Origin of the sequence: Mesorhizobium sp. M0862, from assembly GCF_040319795.1 — a bacterium.
GTDB lineage: Bacteria > Pseudomonadota > Alphaproteobacteria > Rhizobiales > Rhizobiaceae > Mesorhizobium.
In genome coordinates this window covers 99,517-119,678 of the sequence record NZ_JAMYOJ010000010.1, presented here as the reverse complement: position 1 = coordinate 119,678, position 20,162 = coordinate 99,517, and the positions used below count along the sequence as shown (strand labels likewise).

The window sequence follows — 20,162 nt, the reverse complement described above, 5'->3', positions numbered from 1 at the left end:
ATGCCCAAGCCCGCCATCGGCATCACAGAACCACGCTCGAAGCTTTCCGTGACGGCGCTGCTATTGCCCGAAAAGGCGCCGGAGAATGCCGCCTTCCTGCTGGCTTATCTGGCGCAGCCACGCATCATCCCAGGCATCCATGCGATGTGGACAGGACCGGAAATCTCGTGCCCGGTTCCGTCAGCCGATCTCCACGGCCAGGCCTATGCCCAGTCTTTGCCACCGGAGAATGCAACGCTGACGCCGCAGCCCGGCGATATCGTGCTGTCCTATGTGCCGCCACGCGTGTGGGGCGGCAATCCCAATGCCATCTTCGATATCGGCCTGTACTACGGGCAGGGGGCGCGGCTGCTGTTCCCGATCGGCTGGCTGGCCGGCAGCGTGGTCGCGCAAGTGCTTGCCGGAGAGCGCGATCAGTTTGCCGCCGCCTGCGGCGTCATCCGCCGCAACGGCGCCTGTGACATCACCTTCAGCCTGGTGGAGGCCTGAATGGCCGACGACAGTTTCGAACTCTTCGATCTGCGCGTCGAAGCGGTCATCCCCGAGGGCAAGCCGGTCTATTGCGGCGCCAGGGCCGGCGACTATTTCGAACTCAAGGGCGAAATGCTGTCGCTGCCGGCGGGGCAGGGTTTTTCGATTTACTCGATCTCCGCCGTGTTGCCGCTCCTGGCGGCAAAGCAGCGCCCGACGCATGCAAATGACTGGATGACCTCGGATGCCGAGATCGCCTGTCCCGATCCCAATTGCGCCAGCCGGCTGCGGATCGTCAGGCTGGCCAAGCGGCGGTTCAGCCATGCCCAAACCACGGCTGTGCCGCTGCCGAAGGAGACCGACAAAAGATGAGCGCCAGGACCGTCGAACTCAGCCCCGGCTATACGATCTCGCGCGTCATCCGCGGCGGCTGGCAGCTGGCCGGCGGCCATGGCGCTATCGACCGCAGGCAGGCCGTGACCGACCTCATCGCCACCTTCGATGCCGGCATCTGGACCTATGATTGCGCCGACATCTACACCGGCGTCGAGGAACTGATCGGCGCCGCGCGCCTGCGGCTGGCCGGCGAGCGCGGTCTCGATGTTGCGGCCAGGATGAAGGTGCACACCAAGCTGGTGCCGGACCTCGAACGACTGGCAAGCATCAGCCGCGACTACATCAGGGGCATCGTCAATCAGTCGCTTCGCAGGCTGAAGACGGAGCGGATCGATCTTGTGCAGTTTCACTGGTGGGATTATGACCAGCCTCGTTACGTCGAGGCGATGGGTTGGCTCGACGAGCTTCGGCTGGAAGGCAAGGTGCGCAATCTCGGCACCACCAATTTCGATACGCCGAGGCTAGCCGAAATCCTCTCCGCGGGCATCCCGCTGGTCAGCCAGCAACTGCAATATTCAGTGCTCGACCAGCGGCCGGCAAACAGCCTTGCGGGCCTTGCCGCTAAGAACGGTGTCCGCTTCCTCTGCTACGGCTCGGTGGCGGGCGGCTTCCTCAGCGACAAATGGCTTGGCGTGGCCGAGCCCTCCACGCCGCTCGAAAACCGCTCGCTGGTCAAATACAAGCTGATCATCGACGACTTCGGCGGCTGGGAGCTGTTCCAGTCTCTGCTCAAGGCGCTGAAAGCGGTCGGCGATCGCCACGGCGTCGACATCGCCACCATCGCCTCGGCATGGGTGCTCGAGCAGCCGCAGGTCGCGGCCGTCATTGTGGGTGCGCGCAACCAGGCACATGCGCTGGCCAATACGAAAATCATGGACGTCGCGCTCGACGCCGACGATCGCGCGCGGATTGCTGCCGCCATCGCACAAGGCACCGGCCTCGCGGGCGATGTCTACGCGCTGGAGCGCGACCGTCATGGCCGCCACGGCTCGATCATGCATTACAACCTCAATGCGGGGAAGAAATGAGCGGAGAGCCTTCCCTTTTTTCGCGTGCCAGCGCTGAAATCATCGACCTGCATCGCTTCTTCGTCGACTGGTTTGTCGCCGCGCGAGCCGACGCTGTGGAGTTCGGCCGCTTCGATGCCGTCATGGGCGAAGGCCTCACCATGGTCGCGCCGAATGGCCAGATCCTCGATCGCGACGCGGTCGTAGATCATGTCCGGACAAGCCGCGCCACTTGCGACGACGGTTTTGCCATATCGATCGAGGACATCAGGCCGGGTTGGCAGGACGCGGACACGATCGTCGTCTTCTACGTCGAGGCGCAACTGCGCGCCGGCAAGCATAGCCGCCGGCAGTCCAGTGCGGTCTTCACCACCAGTTCATCGGCACCAAACGGCGTCGAATGGCGGCATCTGCATGAGACCTGGCTGCAGGCGCCGGAAGGCTGAACAGGCAAAGTTCAAACAAGAAAAGGGGAACGGCAATGAAGAAGACGATACTTCAAATCACCACAGCACTGGCTCTCGTGACGATGGCCGGCGCCGCACACGCAGCGGACTGCAAGATCACCGTCGGCCTGGTCATGGAGCTCACCGGTCCGGCCGGCGAATACGGCCAGGCCGGCGCGAAGTCCGTCGAAATGGCCTTCCGCGACATCAATGAAGCCGGTGGCGTACGCGGCTGCGATCTCGCAACCGACACGCGCGACAGCCAGAGCCAGGGCAATATCGCGGTCGATGCCGCGACCCAGCTGGTACAGGTCAAGAAGGTGCCGGTGATCATCGGCGGCATCATCTCCTCCGTGTCGATCCCGATTTTGACCTCGGTCACCGGGCCGGCCAAGATCGTGCAGGTGTCGCCGGCTTCGTCCTCGCCGACGCTGACCGCCCTTGGCCGCGACGGCAAGACCAACGGCATCTTCTTCCGCACCATCACGTCGGATGCGCTGCAAGGCGTGGCCGCCGCCAAATACGCCATCGACAAGGGCTTCAAGAAACTGTCGATCATCCATGTCAACAACGACTTCGGCGTCAACATGGTGGCCGAATTCTCGCGCGCCTACAAAGCGCTCGGCGGCACCATCGTCTCCGACACGCCCTATAATGAAAAGCAGTCGAGCTATGCTTCGGAAGTGACGGCGGCGATGGGAGGCGAGCCGGACGGACTCTACCTCGTCAGCACGCCGGTCGACGGCGCAACGGTCGCCCGCACCTGGATATCGCAGGGCGGCGTGCAGAAATTCCTGCTCAATGACGGGATGAACAGCCCGGACTTCATCGAATCCGTCGGCGCCGACTATCTCAAGGATGCCTATGGTACCTCTTCCGGCACCAGCCCGACGGCCTCCACCGACTACTTCCTGAAAAACTACAAGGAGTTTTCGGGTATCGAGCCGTCGAACCCGGCAGCCGACCGTTCCTATGATGCCGGCGCCATTGTCGGCCTCGCCATTGCCATTGCCGGCTCCGAGGATCCAGCCAAGATCAAGGATGCCATGTACAAGGCGGTCGATCCGGCCGGCACACCGATCTTTGCAGGCAAGGACGAATTCGCCAAGGCGCTCGGCCTGATCAAGGATGGCAAGCCGATCCGCTATGAAGGCGTCATCGGTCCGGTCAGCTTCGACAAATATGGCGACATCACCGGCCCGTTCCGGTTGTGGAAGATCGTCGACGGCAAGGTGACGACCGACGGTGAAATGACAACCGACGACGTCAACGCGCTGCAGGCGAAATTGCAGTAGGCGCTGGTACATTGTCCGGCGCGATCTCCGTTCGATCTCTGGGAGATCGACGCCGGACAAGCAGTCCAACATCGGCGCTAGTTACGCGGTCAAGCGCGAAATCAGCCGGGTCAATATAACGACAGGCGGCTGGCCGGGCATGAAGACCTGCGGATTGGAGAGGGCGCCAACGATATGACCCACATAGTCTGATTTGTCGTAGCCGATTGACGATATCGGGTAGGCGTAGAAATTGGTCAGGGACACATTGTCGAAGCCATAGAGGCGGAAGCGGCTGGGCCGGTTGTCGGGGAAATCCGCCCGGCAGACATCCAGAACACCCATGGCCATCGCGTCGGACGTACAAAAGACCGCATCTGGACAGCCGCGTTCCGTCAGGCCGACTGCCGCCGCATGACCCGACTCGTAGGAATAGTCTCCCTGGATCGTCTGCAGCAGTTCAATTCCATGATGCCGGAACGCTCCGAGGTAGTGGCCGATGCGCAGCTGTTCGACGCGCGAGGACGAACGGCCGGTCAGCAGGCTGGCCGTGCGCACGCGCTTGGCCGCCGCATCCGCCACGGCCTCGGCGATGCCGACGCCTTCATCGGGAATGACGGTGGGTGACAGATCGTCATGCAGTCCGTTCAGCATGATGACCAGGTCCGAGCGAAACATGCGCCGCACCGTCGCTGCATCGGCAAAGTCGGAGAACACCACGGCGGCATCGACATGATAGGCAACGCCGTTGCGCAGAAAATCCTCGACCCCTTCCGCCGAGCCGATGCGGATGAGGATGACCTGCTTGCCGATCGACTGGATTGCGTCGAGCAGCCGGTCGAACAGGTCGAGATCTGAAAGGTCGTGAATGTGGTTGACCACGACGGCAACCAGATTGACGGTCTTGGTGGTCAGGCTTTGCGCCAGGAGATTGGGTTTGTAGCCGAGCTGCGCGGCGGCCTGCACGACACGTTCGCGTTTGTCCGCCGAGACCGGTCGCGGTCCGCTCGACAGCGCACGGCTGGCCGCGGCACGCGACACGCCTGCCAGCCGCGCGACATCGGCGATCGTTGCGACGGCGCCTCGAGTGTGCGCCGATCGGTTACCGGTAGTGGGTGTCACCACAGCGGGTTGAGCGCCGGCGGGTTGGAGTCCGGCCCCCACCACTTCTTGTAGGTCGTCTCATAGGTGCCCGACTGGATGAAGTCGGACACGAACATGTCGAGCCAGCGGACGAATTCGGGATCGCCCTTGGCGACCGCGATGCCGATCGGATCGTTGGAATAGAGGCCAGGCAGCGTCACCAGGCTCGGTGTCTTGGTCGCGAGGTAATCGAGCAGCGAGGAATCCTCGATCGCCGCATCGACGCGCTTCTGTTGCAGCTGCAGAACCCCGTCGGGCGCGAACTGGTCGACATAGACGAGCTCTGCTTCCGGCACGGCCGCCTTGAGGAAGGTTTCGCCCGTGGTGCCGCGGCCGACGACAACCTTCTTGCCGGCGAGCCCCTTGAGGTCGGTTATCCCGGCATCCTTCTGGACGATGACGCGCAGCCCGGCCCGGTTGTAGGGGATGGTGAAGTTGACGGTCTTGGCCCGCTCGAGCGTTGCCGAGGTGTTTGCGACCGCGACATCGATCTGTCCCGACACCAGCATGGAAATACGGGCATCGCCCGAGACGTCGACGAACTCGACCGGCACCCCGAGCTTTTGCGCCAGCAGCGTCGCGACATCGACATCGTAGCCGACAGGGTTGTTTTGTGCATCGCGAAAGCCGATCGGCTCGCCGCCGAGCGATACGCCGATGCGAATGGTGCCGCGTGAGCGGATGTCGTCAATCATGCCGGCAAGGGCCGGAAAAGCCGAACCGGCCACGATGGCCAGCGCGGCGAAGGCACGCACTACGGTTTTCATGGTTCCTCTCCTTATTTTCTAGTGACACGTTTTGCTGCCCGCAATTCGGGTGCGGGCATGGAATCCTTCCAGAGCCAGTAGCGGACCTCGCCCTCGCATCTGAAATTCACCACCTCGTGGTTCTGCTCGGCGTCGACGGCGTGGATGACCACTCCGGCCAGGAAGCCGGTGTCGAGTTCAGCCAGTTCCTCGACCGCCAGCGCGACCGCATCCGACAGGGATCGGCCAAGCTTCATGGCCAGCACGACGGTCCGTGCGGTGGCGCAGCGCATCGTCATCTCGCCGGTATGGGTGCACGCCGCCGCGCCATAGCGGCTGTCGGCGTAAAAGCCTGCGCCGGGAATGGGAGAATCGCCGAGCCGGCCCGGATATTTCCACGCCCAGCCCGAGGTCGAACTCGCGGCATGGACGCCGCGCCGCGCATCCGCCGACAGGAACACGGTGGTGTCGCGGACCCGCTCGGGATCGGTGATAGTACGGCTGAGCGGCGCCAGATCGATATCGGGGAATTTCGCCAGCTGTTGCGGTGTGAGTTCCTGTTGCAGCCGCTCCCACCAGACGCGCTTGCTGTCCTCGAACAAGACTTCGTCTTCGGCAAAACCGATTTCGCTGGCAAAGCGCCGCGCCCCTTCGCCGGTCAGCATCACATGCGGCAGGCGCTTCATTACCTGCTGCGCCAGGGCAGCGACCGCCAAGGTCCTTGGCACGGCGCCGACTGAACCGACCTCTCTTGTATTGCCGTCCATGACGCCGGCGTCGAACTCCATCTCGCCCAGCATGTTCGGCCAGCCGCCATAACCGACGCTGCGAACCTTGACCTCTTTCTCCACCATGCCGATGCCGGCAACCATCGCGTCCAGGCTGACGGCGCCATCGCGCAGCATTTGCACCGAGGTTTCGAATCCCGGCCATGCTTCGTTGTTGGCTAACAGCAGCATTCCTAGTCCTTGCGCATCTTGGAGAGAAACTGCGCAACCCGCGGCTGCGCCCGGCCGCCGTCCGCGGCGAAGAAACGATCCGTTGGCAGATCGACCACCAGCCTGCCCTTGTCGAGGAAGACGATGCGGTTGGAAATCTCGCGCGCGAATTCGATCTCGTGGGTGACGAACAGCATCGTCGTGCCTTGCGCGGCGAGCTTTGCCAGGATGGCCAGCACCTCGGAAGTCATTTCCGGGTCGAGCGCGCTGGTCACTTCATCGAGCAGCAGATAGCGCGGCTGCATGGCGAGCGCCCGGCAGATGCCGACACGCTGGCGCTGCCCGCCCGACAACTGCGCCGGGTAGGCGTTGGCCCGATCGGCGAGGCCGACGGACTCGAGCAGCTTGCGCGCCAGCGCCTCGGCCTCAGGGCGCGGCATCTTCAGCACCTCGATCGGGGCGAGCGTAATGTTCTGAAGCGCGCTCATATGCGGATAGAGGTTGAACAGCTGGAAGACGGTGCCTGAGCGCTTGCGCGCCTCGGCCAGCTCCTTCGGCTTGCTGACATCGAAATCGTCGACCGTGATGCGGCCCGACTTCAGCTTTTCGAGGCCGTTGATGCAACGGATCAGTGTCGACTTGCCGGACCCCGACGACCCGAGGATCGAGACCACTTCGCCGGGCGCGATCGTCAGGTCGACGCCGTCCAGCACAGTGACCTCGCCGAACGCTTTGTGCACGTTTTCGATCTTGAGCATGTTAAAGCCCCCGCCAGGCGCTGTGCGCCCGCAGGCGGTTTTCAAGACGCTCGCCAAGCAGGGCGACCAGCTTTGCCGCGCCATAGTAGAGCAGCCCGACGACGGTCCAGACCACGAACGGCTTCAAGGTTCGCATGTTGAGGATGTGGCCAATCTTGGTCAGGTCGACGACGCCGATGACAGAAATCAGCGACGTCACCTGAAGCTGGTTGACCAGCAGCGCGACGAGCGGGCCGACCGCGAAGGCGGCAGCCTGGGGCGAAACGATATGGCGCAGGACCTGCCACCGGGTCAGGCCGAAGACACGCGCGGCCTCGACCTGCTCGCGTTCGATCGACTCGATCGCCGAGACCGCGATGACATAGACGAATGCCGCGGTGTTCGCCGACAGAGTGATGGTCGCTGCGGTGACCGGCGTCACCCTTATATGCAACAGCGCCGGCAGGCCGAAGAACACCAGGAACAGCTGCACCAACACCGGCGAGTTCTTCAACAGCTCCGACAGGAAGGTGACGACCTGGGCCAGAACCGGCACACGGTAGAACCGCACCAGCGCCCAGCTCAGGCCAATCAGCAGTCCGATCAGAGAGGTGACGAGAAACAGCGCGACGTTGGTGCCGAGACCTTGCGCCAGCAGGATCAGGTCGTAGGAGGTGAAATCGCTGAACCGCATCAGCCGACCGCCTCCATCATGTCCCGATTGAGATGGCGGTGGAGCAGGGTGACGCCCAGCGAAACCAGATAAGTCAGGGCCGCATAGGCACAGAGCAGCACCACATAGACCTCGAAGGGCCGATAGGTCTGCGAGACCACGATCTGGGCTGAGCCGGTGAGCTCGTTGAGCGTGATGGTCGAGAGGATCGAGGACGTAAGGATCATGTTGATGAGCACGGATCCGAGCGGTCGCACGGAGGTGCGCAGCGCAATCGGCAGCACGATGCGGGTAAAGATCTTGCGCCTGGACAGGCCGCTCACTTCAGCGGCGTCGATGATGCCCTGGTCGATGGCGAGGATGCCGGCTCGAATGATGTCGGAGGCATAGGCGCCGCCGGCAATGGAAAGCGCCACGACGCCGGTGGTGAAGGCGTCGATGTAAATGCCGAGCTCGGGCAGGCCGTAATAGAAGAAGAACAGCTGGACGATGAACGGCACATTGCGGAAGAGATCGACGTAGACGAAGGCGATCCGTCGAAGCAGTGCCGAGGCGGAGGTGCGTGCGATCGCCACCAACGCGCCCATGACGACGCTTCCCACCAGCGACAGCGCGCAAGCCGCCGCCGTAAGTTCGGCGCCGCGCGCCAGAAAACCCAGATGCGGGAGCAGAATGGACAGATCGAAATGCACCGGCGATCCCCAGTGAAACCGGTTTCACTCTTTTGGCTTTCGCCTCGTCTGTCAAGATGCAGGGTCTGGTTGCCGGCCTGTGGCTTGCATTCGTTGCGATGATTCCGGTTCGCCTCATGCGCGCTATGTCTCAAGCGCCGGCAATTCGCCGCCGGCTTTCAGCTCGAGGACGCCGCCTATGCCAGCCGCGCGTCGCCGCAATCCCTCGGCCATGGCGGCTGGGGGCGGCGCCCTCGATTTTGCCGATCCCGGCGCCGGTGTCGGATTCGGCTACGTCACCAACCGCATGCTGGGTTTCGACGACGTCGATCCACGCCGCAAGGTGTTGATTGATGCCGTTTACGACGCGCTCTGACGTTGGGAGCCGTTATGCGCGGATGTTCCACATGGCGTCCGGCACAACCACCAGCTTGCCGACGAAATCCTTGGCGATGAAGTCGGCCTGCGCCTTGTGGAAATCGGACAGTTTGTAGACACCGCCGACCAGCGGCCGGATTTTCTTCGCTTCGATGTATCCAACGATGCGGCGGAAGTCGGCGCGCGTGCCCTGGCTCGATCCGTGCAGTTGCAGCTGCTTGAGATACATGGTCCTGAGATCGAGCTGCACGACCGGGCCGGCGATGGCGCCGGCGGTGGTGTAGCGGCCTTCAGGTCGCAGGATGCGCAGCAGGTCGTTGAAGATCGCGCCGCCGACGAGATCGGCGACCACATCGATCGGCTGGTCGCCAGTGGCTTCATTCACGGCGGCGGGAAGATCGGCAACCCCACGGGTAATGACCGCTTCGGCGCCGATGTCGCGCACCGCCTGCTCCTTGCCCTTGCCGACGACCGCATAGGGAATGGCGCCGCGCGCCCGCGCCAGCTGCACGATGCCGGAACCGACGCCGCCCGAGGCGCCGGTGACCAGCACGCGCTCGCCGGCTTTCAGCCCGGCGCGCTCCAGCATCTGTTCGCCGGTGAGGTAGGCGCAGCAGAAGGTGGCGAGTTCGACGTCGCTCATGTCAGTATCGACGAAATGCGCATTCTCGCGCGGCACCGTCTGGTACTCGGCGTACCCGCCGTCGCGACCGTGGCCCATATAGTCAATGTCGGCGAGGGAATCGTCGTCGCGGTTGTAGATCGAAAAATCGACCATTACCCGTTCGCCGATACGGCCCGGGGAAACGCCTTCGCCGACGGCAGCGATGGTGCCGACCGTGTCGGTGCCCTGGATGCGCGGGAAGGTAAGCGTGTTGCCTTGCCGCCGCCACGTCGACACGGCGGCAGCGTCCTCCTCCGTGCCATAGGCGCCCTGGCGTACCCAGACATCGGTGTTGTTCATACCGCAAGCGCTGACCTTAACCAGCACCTCGCCGGCGGCAGGCACAGGCACTTTCACATCGCTGCGATAGACGAGCTTTTCCGGTCCGCCATGCCCGGTGAGCAGCACGGCGGCCATGGTGGCGGGGAGGGTCTTGGTCATGGCATTCACGGTCGATCTCAGAGATTGGAAAACACGCTGTTGACGGCATCGGCGGTTTTCGAAACGACGATGTCGGCTTCCTCACGCGTCAGGCAGAGCGGCGGCGCGAAGCCTAGTATGTCGCCCTGCGGCATGGCGCGGCCGATGACGCCGCTGGCGGCAAGTGCTGTCGCCACTTGGGGCCCGATCTTGAGCGAGGCGTCGAAGAACACCCGGTCGTCCTTGTCGGCGACAAATTCGACTGCCGCCAGCATGCCATCGCCGCGCACGTCGCCGACATGTCTGTGACCGCCGACGGCCTTGGCCAGTTCGGCGCGGAAATAGGCGCCCCTCTCATCGGCGTTTGTCACCAGGTCCATCTCGTCGATCAGTTCGAGATTGGCGACACCTGCGGCGACGCAGATCGGATGCGCCGCATAAGTCCAGCCATGGCCGAGCGAACCGAGCTTGTCGGAGCCCTGCACCAGCACCTGCCACATCTTGTCGGCGACGATGACGCCCGACAGCGGCGCATAGGCCGAGGTCAGCCCCTTGGCGATGGTGATGAGGTCTGGCTTGATGCCGTAATGGTCGGAGCCGAACATGGTGCCCAGACGGCCGAAGCCCGTCACCACCTCGTCGGCGACCAGCAGCACGTCATACTTCTTCAGCACCGCCTGGATCTTCTCCCAGTAGCCGGCCGGCGGCGGCACGATGCCGCCAGTGCCGAGAATCGGCTCGCCGATGAAAGCGGCGACGGTTTCGGGACCTTCTGCCAGGATCATCTCCTCAAGCTTGTCGGCGCAATGCTGCGAGAACTGCTCCTCGCTCATCGAGCGGTCGGCGCGGCGGAAATAATAGGGCGCCTCGGTGTGCAGGACCGGTGCGCGCGGCAGGTCGAAGGCATTGTGGAACAGGTCGAGCCCGGTCAGTGATCCCGTCATCACGCCCGAGCCGTGATAGCCGCGCCAGCGCGAGATGATCTTCTTCTTCTCCGGCCGGCCCAGCACATTGTTGTAGTACCAGATCAGCTTGATGTTGGTTTCGTTAGCGTCGGAACCGGAGAGGCCGAAATAGACCCTCGACATGCCCTTCGGCGCGCGGTCGATGATCATCTTGGCCAGCGTGATCGACGCCTCGGTGCCGTGGCCGACATAGGCGTGATAGTAGGCGAGGTTCTTCGCCTGGGTGGCGATGGCATCCGCGATCTTTTGGCGGCCATAGCCGACATTGACGCAATAGAGACCGGCAAAGGCATCGATGCTCTTCTTGCCATTGTTGTCCCAGACGGTGACGCCTTCACCGCCGGCCATGATGCGGGTCGGGCTCTCGCCCCGCGCATGCGTGCCCATATGGGTCGAAGGATGGAAGAAATGGTCGCGATCCCAGGCGTTGAGTTCGTTGGATTGGTCGAGCATTTTTGACTCCTTGAGAAATCCGGGTGAGGCCTAAGCCACATCTAAACAGAGATATTTGAGATCTGTGAAAGCTTCGAGCCCATGGCGCGAGCCTTCGCGGCCGATGCCGGATTGCTTGACGCCGCCGAATGGGATCGGCGCGCCGGTGATCTTGACGCGGTTGATGGCGACCATGCCGTAGTCGAGCGCGCGGCCCAGGCGCTGCTGGCGGGCGCCGTTCTCGGCAACGACATAGGCAACCAGGCCGTATTCTGTGGCGTTGGCACGGGCGATCACTTCGTCCTCACTGTCGAACGGCGTGACGGCGGCGACCGGCCCAAAGGTCTCCTCGCGCATGATCAGCGCTTCGTCGCTGACATCGGCCAGCAGCGTCGGCTGGTAGAACAGCGGCCCGGCCTGATGCCGCTTGCCGCCGGTGAGACAGCGCGCGCCACGAGCGATGGCATCGGCGACCTGCTCTTCGACCTTTGCGACGGCACGCTCATGCATCAGCGGCCCGATGTCGATCTTGTCGGTAAGGCCGTTGCCGGTGCGCAGCGCCTCGATACGCCTGGCAAAAGCGGCGCAGAAGCGATCGTAGATCGGGCGCTGGACGTAGATGCGGTTGGCGGCGAGGCAGTCCTGGCCGGAGGTGGCGAATTTGGCATCGATGGCGATGCTCACCGCCTTGTCCAGATCGGTATCGGCAAAGACGATCAGCGGCGCGTGGCCCCCAAGCTCCATCACCAGCCGCTTCATCGTCGGCGCGCTTTGCGCCGCGATCAGCCGGCCGATCTCGGTCGAGCCGGTGAAGCTTATGGCGCGAACGCGCGGGTCCTCGCACATGCGACCGACAATGGTAGCAGCCTTGCCGGTGATGACATTGAAGACGCCGGCGGGCAGGCCGGCGCGCTCGCCGAGTTCAGCCAGCGCCAGCGCCGACAGCGGCGTCTCCGAGGATGGGTGTGCGACGATGGTGCAGCCGGCGGCGAGTGCGGCGGCCGCCTTGCGGGTCAGCATCGCCGCCGGAAAATTCCAGGGCGTGACGACGCCGACAACGCCGAGCGGCTCGCGCCGCACCATCATCTCGGCATTCGGCAGATGGCTGGTGACGCTCTCGGCGTTGAGGCGCTTTGCCTCTTCGGCATACCATTCGACGAAAGAGGCGGCATAGTCGATTTCGCCGAGCGATTCCTGCAGCGGCTTGCCCTGTTCCAAAGTCATCAGCAGGGCAAGGTCGTCTTTCGCCGCGATGATCAGCTCGAACCATTTTCGCAGAATTCTCGACCGCTCCTGCGGCAGCAGTGACCGCCAAGCCGGGAAGGCACGCGCGGCGGCACCGATTGCCCTTGTCGTTTGCTGCGCATCGAGCGCGGCGACAAACGCGACCGTCGCGCCTGTGGCCGGATCGGTGACTTCAAAGCTTTCGGCCGCTTCGCTCGCGGTCCAGTGACCGTCGACATAGGCGAGCTCGCGCAGCAGCCGGCGGTCGGAGAGGCGGTCGAGCGCCTCATGGCGATGCGAGCGGGCAAAATGCGCGGACATGGTCGAGGCCTCCCGGTTCGGACGATGCAGGAAGACTATCGGTCACATGCAGACAGAGAGACTGTTTCGACGCCCTGAAGGAGAGAGAGTCTCTCTATTGTGCCGTCCCGACAGACATTCTCTCCGGGCTTATGCCGACGCCGGCAACAGGTCGGCTATCGGTAGCACGATTTCGTCCTTCACCGTCTTGGTGACGATGTAGGTGAAGTAGCGGTCGATGCCGATCTCGCGCTCAAGCAAGCCGTCGACCAGCCGCTGATAGGCGTCGATGTCGCGCGCCATCACCTTCAAGACATAGTCGACGCCGCCACCGACCGACCAGCAGGCGACGATTTCGGGGATGTCGCGGATGACGCGTTCGAAGCGGTCGAAATCGGCCTGGCGATGGCTGGCCAGCGTCACCTCGATAAGCACGGTGGCGACCGGCGCCACGACGCGCATGGCGATCCTTGCGTGATAGCCCGAGACGATGCCGGCCTTCTCCAGCTTGCGCAACCGCATCCAGCACGGCGTCGGCGACAGCCCGACCTGTTCGGCCAGCGCCAGCTTGGTGATGCGCCCTTCGCGCTGGATGACGTCGAGTATCCTGAGGTCGATCGCGTCGAGTTTCGCTGATGTCATCGGCGTCCGCTTTTTTGTCGGCATCACCATGACGGCGCATTATTTCGATTGTCAATTGCACTGATTTCGATCTCTAATAAGTCATGACATTATGGCAACCCGACCCCACGCTCCTCCGCCGGCCAGCCTATCAATCGCTGGCCGACCAGTTCGCGCGCGCCATTCATGACGGGCGGCTGGCCAACGGCGCGCGGCTTCCAACGCATCGAAGGCTGGCAGACGATCTGAAACTGTCGGTGCAGACGGTCAGCCGCGCCTACGAAGAACTGATCCGGCGCGGCCTGATTTCGGGCGAGATCGGCCGTGGCAGCTTTGTCCAGACGCAGCGCCGCGACCCGGAGCCGCCCTATCTGCCGGAGCGCCTCGGCGAGGTCATCGATCTGTCAATCCTGAAGCCGGTCTGCGAGCCGATGCATTTGGAGCGACTGAAGCAGGCGCTGGGCTGGCTGGCCGAAAACCTGCCATCCAGTTCTGCGTTGTCGTTCCGGCCCAACATGGTGTTCCCGCGTCACCGCGCGGTGGCTGTCGAATGGCTGAAACTGTGTGGGCTCGACACCTCCGCACAGAATATCAGCCTGACCAATGGCGCGACCGCCGGGATGACCGTGGCGCTGATGAGCGTTGCGCCGCCGGGATCGACTGTCGCCACCGAGGCTATCGGCCACCACACGCTGGTGCCGCTGGCGCGCTATCTCGGCTTCAACCTCGAAGGGCTGCCGATCGACGGCAATGGCTTGATCCCCGAGGCGCTGGACGAGGCCTGCCGGCTCACCGACATTCGCGCGGTATTCGTGCAGCCCTCGGTGATCAACCCGACGGCGACGCTGATGGACGCCAGACGGCGCGAAGAGATCGCCGCGGTCGCGCGCAAGCACGACATCGCCATCATCGAGAACGATGTGCTGGGTCCCTTGGTGGAGGACCGGCCGCCGCCTGTCGCGGCCTTTGCACCGGAGCGCACGCTCTACGTCACGTCCTTCACCAAGATCACCGTACCTGGCCTGCGCATCGGCTATCTCGCAGCGCCGGATCGCTACGTCGCGGCGGTGGCCAACCGGCATCTAGTGTCGAACTGGATGGCGACGCCGCTGGTGGCCGAGATCGCCACCAAATGGGTGACCGACGGCACCGCGATGGAACTCGTCCGCTGGCAGCGCACGGCCTTACGCCGCCGCCAGGATATCGCCGCCGAGGTGCTGGCCGGGGTCGACTACCGCGCCAGGCGCGACGGGCTGCATGTCTGGCTGCAGCTGCCACCCGACCGCGCCGAGGAGAGTTTTGTCGCCCAAGCCCGTTTGCAAGGCGTGGCAATAGCGCCCGGCACCTCTTTTCGCATTTCGGATACGCCTTGGCACCCGGCGGTGCGCATCTCGCTAGGCTCGACCACCGAGGGGGAACTGCGCGCCGGCTTAGGCGTTGTCACCAAGCTGCTGCTTGGCGATCCGGAGCATCTGCTGCTCGCTATCTGAGCGGAAATTGCCCTGAAATCATGCAGCGCCGGAAATATTGTCATGATTTTATTTTCCCAATTGACATGATTTGGCGCGTTCCCCATCGTTAAGGGCACAGGCTTCTCCAGCAGGGGAAATTCATTTGTCCACACCCATCATCAAGGTCGACGCCATTTCGAAGAGCTTCGGCTCGTTCAAGGTGCTGGACGGCCTGTCGATGCAGGTCATGCCCGGCGAGAAGCTGGCGCTGATCGGCCCGTCCGGCTCGGGCAAGACGACGATCCTGCGCATCCTGATGACGCTGGAGAAGATCGACGGCGGCCATATCCAGATCGATGGCGAGCAGCTCTACCACATGGAGCGCAACGGCCAGCTGCTGCCCGCCGACGAGCGGCACCTGACCAAGATGCGGCAGAAGATCGGCATGGTCTTCCAGCTGTTCAATCTGTTTCCGCACAAATGTGTCATGGATAACGTCACGCTGGCGCCGATGCTGACCAAGGGCACGCCTCGCGCCGCCGCTGAAAAGCGGGCCATGGAACTGCTCGACATGGTCGGCATGGCCGACAAGGCGAAGTCGATGCCGGCGCAGCTGTCCGGCGGCCAGAAGCAGCGCGTGGCGATTGCCCGTGCGCTGGCATTGTCGCCGAAGATCATGCTGTTCGACGAGGTGACGTCGGCCCTCGATCCGGAGCTGGTCGAGGAGGTGATGAATGTCATGCGCAAGCTCGCCGCAGAGACCGACATGACCATGCTGCTGGTCACCCACGAGATGGGCTTTGCCCACGACTTCGCCGACCGCGTGCTGTTCTTCGACCGCGGCAAGATCGTCGAAGAGGGCAAACCAGACGAGATTTTCCGCCATCCAAAGCAGGAGCGCACGCAAGGCTTCCTGAAGAAGATCATCGCGGCCGGACATCGTGTCTGACCGCTTTGCGGGGCGGAAGACCGCCCCAGACAAAACCAAGAAGACAACAAGGAGTTGGGAACAATGAAGAAACTTGGCATTCTGGCCGGCGTCGCCGGTCTCGCACTGACGGCGGTGCTCGCCGCGTCGAGCACCGGTTCGGCCGATGACGGCAAGCTCGAGCAATTGAAGGCACAGGGCTTTGCCCGCGTCGCCATCGCCAACGAGCCGCCCTATACTGCGGTCGCTGCCGACGGCAAGGTTTCGGGTGCGGCGCCCGACGTGGCGCGCGAGGTCTTCAAGCGCCTCGGTGTTGCCGACATCGTCGCTTCCATTTCGGAGTATGGCGCGATGATTCCCGGCCTGCAGGCCGGCCGCTTCGACGTCGTCACCGCCGGCCTGTTCATGAAGCCGGAGCGTTGCGCGGCGGTCGTCTATTCCGAGCCGGTGCTGTGCGACGCCGAGGCGATGCTGGTGAAGAAGGGCAATCCGAAGGGCTTCAAGAGCTACGAGGACGTCGCCAAGGACACGTCGGCCACCATCGGCGCGCCGGGCGGCGGCACCGAGGAGAAGCTGGCGCTCAACGCCGGCGTGCCGCGCGAGCGCGTCATCGTCGTGCCGGACGGCCAGAGCGGCCTGAAGATGCTGCAGGACGGTCGCATCGATGCCTATTCGCTTCCCGTCCTGTCGATCAACGACCTCGTCAAGAAAGCCAACGATCCGAACCTCGAAGTCATCGCCCCGGTGGTCGGCGCGCCGGTCTATTGCGACGGCGCCGCCTTCAAGAAAGGCGATGAGGCCCTGCGCGATGCCTTCGATGTCGAGCTCGCCAAGCTGAAGAAATCCGGCGAGTTCGCCAAGATCATCGAGCCCTACGGCTTCTCGGCCGCAGCCGCGATGTCGACCACGCGGGACAAGCTCTGCGCGGCGAAATAGCGCCGTTTTTGCCTTCTCCCTGTTCACGGGGAGAAGGTGGCCCGAAGGGCCGGATGAGGGGCGGCGCCAGGTTCTGAGAATTTAGCGCTGCCCCTCATCTGCCTGCCCGTCCTCCGCAGCAGCTGCGCTGCAGCTTCGGAGGGTGGACTGGCATCTTCTCTCCGTGAACGGGGAGAAGGAAGCTAACCGCCAACGTTGGAACCCGAATGACCCAGTGGTCCGGCTACCTCGGCCTGATATTGCAGGGAGCGCTTGTCACCATCGAGCTGACGCTGATGGGGTCGGTGCTCGCCCTGATCATGGCCTTCCTCGCCGGCATGGGCCGCGTGTCGCGCTTCTTTGCGCTGCGCTGGCTGGCCACCGCCTATATAGAATTCTTCCGCGGCACCTCGATCTTCGTGCAGCTGTTCTTTGCCTATTTCGTGTTGCCGTTGATCGGCCTCGAACTGACCCCGCTGCAGGCGGGTGTGCTGGCGCTGGGCCTCAATGTCGGCGCCTATGCGGCCGAGGTGGTACGCGGCGCCATCCAGTCGGTCGGCCGCGAACAATATGAAGCCTGCATCGCGCTCAACCTCGGCCGCTGGCAAGGTATGCGCCATGTCATCCTGCCGCAGGCGCTACTGGTCATGCTGCCGACCTTCGGCAACAATGCCATCGAACTGCTCAAGGCGACCTCCGTGGTGTCGCTGATCTCGCTCGCCGATCTCACCTTTCAGGCGCAGGTCGTGCGCTCGCAGACCGGCAACACGCTGGCGCCGTTCACCACCATCCTGATCATCTATTTCGCCCTGGCGCTGATCATCTCCTGGGGCGTGCGTTCTCTGGAACGCCGCATGGCGCGCGGCCTCGACGGGGTGCGCGTCTGATGGCCAATGCCCTTCTGATAAATTGGGCCTCCTGATGGATTGGGATTGGAACTTCGTCTGGGAGATCCTGCCGACGCTGATCCAGGGCGTGAAGATCACCATCCTGGCAACGCTGCTCGGCTCCGTGCTGGCCGCTATCGTGGGTCTGGGCATCGCGCTGGCGCGACGCTCGCCCAACAAGGTCCTGTCGCGCACCGTCGGCTGGGCGGCCGAATTCATCCGCGGCACGCCACTTCTGGTGCAACTTTATTTCATCTTCTATGTCCTGCCGGATTTCGGCATCCTGTTGCCGCCGCTGGTCGCCGGCGTCATCGGGCTCGGCCTGCACTACGGCACCTACACGGCGGAAGTCTATCGCGCCGGCATCGACAACGTGCCGCGCGGCCAGTGGGAGGCGGCCAAGGCCTGCAATCTGAGCGCCACGCAGACCTGGACCAACATCATCATTCCGCAAGCGATCCCACCGATGATCCCGGCTTTGGCCAATTATTTCATCGCCATGTTCAAGGAGACGCCGCTCCTATCGGCGATCACCGTGCTGGAGCTGATGAACCAGGCCAAGAGCGTCGCCAACACCTACTACCGCTACATTGAGCCGATCACGCTGGTCGGCGCTTTCTTCCTCGTTATCAGCCTCTTCTCGGTCGTGCTGCTGCGCTGGCTGGAACATCGCTACGGCAAGATCGAAAGGTAATTCTCAAGATGAAACCGCTGCCCGAGATCAGGCTGATGCCGACAAGGCCGGCGCTCGACGCGCGTCCGCTGGAAAAGCGCGTCGGCCTGATCATCCTTGCCACCGACCACACCAGCGAGCCGGACTTTCGCCGCATGGTGGCGAGCGAGCGGGTCGGCGTCTATGTCGCGCGCATTCCCTACAAGAATCCAACCACGCCCGAGAATCTCCGCAAGATGCAGCCCGAGCTGGCGGCGGGTGCTGCCCTCATCCTGCCCGATGAGCCGCTCGACGCGATCTGCTACTCCTGCACCTCGGCCTCGGTGGTGATTGGCGACGCTGAAATCGAGGCCGCGATCCAGTCTGCCAAGCCGGGTGTTCCCGTCGTCACGCCGCCGATGGCCGGCGTGCGCGGGCTGCAGGCGCTGGGCGCGAAAAAGATCAGCATCCTCACCCCCTACACCGTCGAAACCTCCAGGCCGATGGCAGCTTACTTCGCCGAGCGCGGCTTCGAGATCGTCAGCTTCACCTGTCTCGGCTTCGAGGACGATCGCGAGATGGCGCGCATTGCGCCGGCAGCGATTGTCGATCTCGCACGAGAGGCGACACACGCTGAGGCCGATGCACTGTTCGTGTCCTGCACCGCATTGCGCGGAGCGCTCGCGGTTCCCGGCATGGAACAGGCGATCGACCGCCCGGTCGTCACCAGCAATCAGGCCAGCGCCTGGAATTGTTTGCGGTTGTGTGGCGACGGGACGTCGCATCCCGAATTTGGCCGTCTGATGACGCTGCCTTTGCCGCGCGATTGACGATCATGACGACAGTCACCCTTAACGATATTCGTGCCGCCCGGGAGCGAATTGCCGGCAAAATCGAACGCACGCCGACAGGGTTATCTCACAGCCTTTCCGAACGACTGGGCATCCCCGTCCACCTCAAGCTTGAACACCGCCAGACCACCGGCAGCTTCAAGCTGCGCGGCGCCTCGAATGCCGTTGCTTCGCTGAGCGCCGAGGAGAAGGCGCGCGGCGTGGTCGCGGCGTCGACCGGCAATCATGGCCGTGCGCTGGCCCATGCTGCGAAGCTCGAAGGCATGCGTGCGGTGATCTGCATGTCGCGACTGGTGCCGGGCAACAAGCTCGACGAAATCCGTCGGCTTGGCGCGGATGTCCGCATCATCGGCAACAGTCAGGACGAGGCGCAGCAGGAGGTCGAACGGCTGGTGGCGCAGGAGGGACTGGTGATGCTGCCGCCCTTCGACCACCCGGCCATCATCGCCGGGCAAGGCACGCTCGGACTGGAGATGATCGAGCAGGTCCCGGATGCCGCTCTCGTCCTGGTGCAACTCTCCGGTGGTGGACTCGCCTCGGGCATCGCCGCCGCCGTCAAGGGCGTCAGCCCCGGGACAAAAATCATCGGCGTTTCGATGGCGCGTGGTGCTGCGATGAAGGCGAGCCTGGATGCCGGTCGCCCGGTCGAGGTGGAAGAACTGCCGACGCTGGCGGATTCGCTCGGCGGCGGCATCGGTCTCGGCAACCGGCTGACCTTCGCCATGTGCCGCGATCTGCTCGACGACGTCATCCTGCTCAGCGAGGACGAGATCGCCGCCGGCATCCGCCATGCCTATGAACAGGAGCGCGAGATCGTCGAAGGCGCCGGAGCGGTCGGCATCGCTGCGCTACTCGCCGGCAAGGTCAGGGCGACCGGGCCGGTGGTCGTTCTTCTCTCGGGCCGCAATATCGACATGAACACGCATCGCAAGATCGTCTGCGGTGACGCAATCGCGGAGCGCGCGGCATGAA

23 protein-coding genes are annotated in these 20,162 nt (G+C 63.7%); 13 read left to right on the top strand and 10 right to left on the bottom strand.

Translation table 11 applies throughout. The annotated features are described in order from the left end of the window. From NKI15_RS17065 to NKI15_RS17045, 5 genes are read left to right on the top strand one after another with little or no spacing between them, the layout of a single operon-like run. On the top strand, positions 1–489 hold the full coding sequence (locus tag NKI15_RS17065; RefSeq protein WP_023667857.1) for a DUF3830 family protein: 489 nt from the start codon (positions 1–3) through the stop codon (positions 487–489). Further along, complete coding sequence (locus tag NKI15_RS17060; protein WP_023682686.1) at positions 490–843, top strand: TIGR04076 family protein; 354 nt, start codon at positions 490–492, stop codon at positions 841–843. It abuts the gene before it with no gap. Then, complete coding sequence (locus tag NKI15_RS17055) at positions 840–1,895, top strand: aldo/keto reductase (RefSeq protein ID WP_352625487.1); 1,056 nt, start codon at positions 840–842, stop codon at positions 1,893–1,895. Before NKI15_RS17060 ends, NKI15_RS17055 begins: the two co-directional genes overlap by 4 nt. Continuing rightward, positions 1,892–2,320, top strand: a complete 429-nt coding sequence (locus tag NKI15_RS17050) for a hypothetical protein (RefSeq protein WP_023704753.1) — start codon at positions 1,892–1,894, stop codon at positions 2,318–2,320. The genes NKI15_RS17055 and NKI15_RS17050 overlap by 4 nt, the downstream gene beginning before the upstream one ends. A 35-nt stretch (positions 2,321–2,355) precedes the next feature. Further along, on the top strand, positions 2,356–3,615 hold the full coding sequence (locus NKI15_RS17045) for an ABC transporter substrate-binding protein (RefSeq protein ID WP_023704754.1): 1,260 nt from the start codon (positions 2,356–2,358) through the stop codon (positions 3,613–3,615). 81 nt (positions 3,616–3,696) lie between these two features. Here the strand turns inward: NKI15_RS17045 and NKI15_RS17040 are convergent, their stop codons facing one another. From NKI15_RS17040 to NKI15_RS17015, 6 genes are read right to left on the bottom strand one after another with little or no spacing between them, the layout of a single operon-like run. After that, the gene (locus NKI15_RS17040; RefSeq protein WP_023740577.1) at positions 3,697–4,719 is read right to left on the bottom strand and encodes a LacI family DNA-binding transcriptional regulator; all 1,023 of its coding nucleotides are present in this window, start codon (positions 4,717–4,719) and stop codon (positions 3,697–3,699) included. Next, complete coding sequence (locus tag NKI15_RS17035; RefSeq protein ID WP_023704756.1) at positions 4,713–5,504, bottom strand: transporter substrate-binding domain-containing protein; 792 nt, start codon at positions 5,502–5,504, stop codon at positions 4,713–4,715. The genes NKI15_RS17040 and NKI15_RS17035 overlap by 7 nt, the downstream gene beginning before the upstream one ends. An 11-nt stretch (positions 5,505–5,515) precedes the next feature. After that, complete coding sequence (locus tag NKI15_RS17030) at positions 5,516–6,442, bottom strand: isoaspartyl peptidase/L-asparaginase (RefSeq protein ID WP_023667864.1); 927 nt, start codon at positions 6,440–6,442, stop codon at positions 5,516–5,518. Between the two features lie 2 nt (positions 6,443–6,444). Next, entirely contained in the window at positions 6,445–7,179 is a 735-nt protein-coding gene (locus NKI15_RS17025) for an amino acid ABC transporter ATP-binding protein (protein ID WP_023699816.1), read from the bottom strand. A 1-nt stretch (position 7,180) separates the two neighbouring features. Beyond that, positions 7,181–7,852, bottom strand: coding sequence for an amino acid ABC transporter permease (locus tag NKI15_RS17020; protein WP_023704757.1), 672 nt, complete (start codon positions 7,850–7,852; stop codon positions 7,181–7,183). After that, positions 7,852–8,523: an amino acid ABC transporter permease gene (locus NKI15_RS17015; RefSeq protein ID WP_023695231.1), complete on the bottom strand. Its 672-nt coding sequence runs from the start codon at positions 8,521–8,523 to the stop codon at positions 7,852–7,854. Before NKI15_RS17015 ends, NKI15_RS17020 begins: the two co-directional genes overlap by 1 nt. Before the next feature lie 178 nt (positions 8,524–8,701). Here NKI15_RS17015 and NKI15_RS17010 point away from each other — a divergent pair, with 178 nt between their 5' ends. Next, on the top strand, positions 8,702–8,878 hold the full coding sequence (locus tag NKI15_RS17010) for a hypothetical protein (protein WP_023692240.1): 177 nt from the start codon (positions 8,702–8,704) through the stop codon (positions 8,876–8,878). A gap of 12 nt (positions 8,879–8,890) precedes the next feature. Here NKI15_RS17010 and NKI15_RS17005 read toward each other — a convergent pair whose 3' ends face one another. The 4 genes from NKI15_RS17005 to NKI15_RS16990 form a co-directional block, all read right to left on the bottom strand. Continuing rightward, positions 8,891–9,985 carry an alcohol dehydrogenase family protein gene (locus NKI15_RS17005; RefSeq protein ID WP_352514636.1) on the bottom strand — a complete coding sequence of 365 codons (1,095 nt, stop codon included), beginning with the start codon at positions 9,983–9,985 and terminating at the stop codon, positions 8,891–8,893. A gap of 17 nt (positions 9,986–10,002) precedes the next feature. Next, positions 10,003–11,382: an aspartate aminotransferase family protein gene (locus NKI15_RS17000; protein WP_352514637.1), complete on the bottom strand. Its 1,380-nt coding sequence runs from the start codon at positions 11,380–11,382 to the stop codon at positions 10,003–10,005. Between the two features lie 30 nt (positions 11,383–11,412). Beyond that, positions 11,413–12,906 carry an NAD-dependent succinate-semialdehyde dehydrogenase gene (locus tag NKI15_RS16995; RefSeq protein WP_352514638.1) on the bottom strand — a complete coding sequence of 498 codons (1,494 nt, stop codon included), beginning with the start codon at positions 12,904–12,906 and terminating at the stop codon, positions 11,413–11,415. 129 nt (positions 12,907–13,035) lie between these two features. Continuing rightward, on the bottom strand, positions 13,036–13,527 hold the full coding sequence (locus NKI15_RS16990) for an Lrp/AsnC family transcriptional regulator (protein ID WP_031214542.1): 492 nt from the start codon (positions 13,525–13,527) through the stop codon (positions 13,036–13,038). Positions 13,528–13,610: 83 nt separating this feature from the next. Here NKI15_RS16990 and ehuR point away from each other — a divergent pair, with 83 nt between their 5' ends. The 7 genes from ehuR (at position 13,611) to eutB (ending at position 20,161) form a co-directional block, all read left to right on the top strand. Further along, the gene (gene ehuR / locus NKI15_RS16985) at positions 13,611–14,996 is read left to right on the top strand and encodes a MocR-like ectoine utilization transcription factor EhuR (protein ID WP_023667872.1); all 1,386 of its coding nucleotides are present in this window, start codon (positions 13,611–13,613) and stop codon (positions 14,994–14,996) included. A 124-nt stretch (positions 14,997–15,120) separates the two neighbouring features. Further along, complete coding sequence (gene ehuA / locus NKI15_RS16980) at positions 15,121–15,906, top strand: ectoine/hydroxyectoine ABC transporter ATP-binding protein EhuA (protein WP_023667873.1); 786 nt, start codon at positions 15,121–15,123, stop codon at positions 15,904–15,906. A gap of 63 nt (positions 15,907–15,969) precedes the next feature. After that, positions 15,970–16,821 (top strand): ectoine/hydroxyectoine ABC transporter substrate-binding protein EhuB, encoded by an 852-nt coding sequence (gene ehuB / locus NKI15_RS16975; RefSeq protein ID WP_023686968.1) that lies wholly within the window; start codon positions 15,970–15,972, stop codon positions 16,819–16,821. 206 nt (positions 16,822–17,027) lie between these two features. After that, on the top strand, positions 17,028–17,687 hold the full coding sequence (gene ehuC / locus NKI15_RS16970) for an ectoine/hydroxyectoine ABC transporter permease subunit EhuC (protein WP_023667875.1): 660 nt from the start codon (positions 17,028–17,030) through the stop codon (positions 17,685–17,687). Between the two features lie 34 nt (positions 17,688–17,721). After that, positions 17,722–18,381, top strand: a complete 660-nt coding sequence (gene ehuD / locus NKI15_RS16965; RefSeq protein WP_023686970.1) for an ectoine/hydroxyectoine ABC transporter permease subunit EhuD — start codon at positions 17,722–17,724, stop codon at positions 18,379–18,381. An 8-nt stretch (positions 18,382–18,389) separates the two neighbouring features. After that, entirely contained in the window at positions 18,390–19,169 is a 780-nt protein-coding gene (eutA, locus tag NKI15_RS16960; protein ID WP_023710008.1) for an ectoine utilization protein EutA, read from the top strand. Between the two features lie 5 nt (positions 19,170–19,174). Further along, the gene (gene eutB / locus NKI15_RS16955) at positions 19,175–20,161 is read left to right on the top strand and encodes a hydroxyectoine utilization dehydratase EutB (protein WP_023710007.1); all 987 of its coding nucleotides are present in this window, start codon (positions 19,175–19,177) and stop codon (positions 20,159–20,161) included. Position 20,162: the final 1 nt, after the last annotated feature.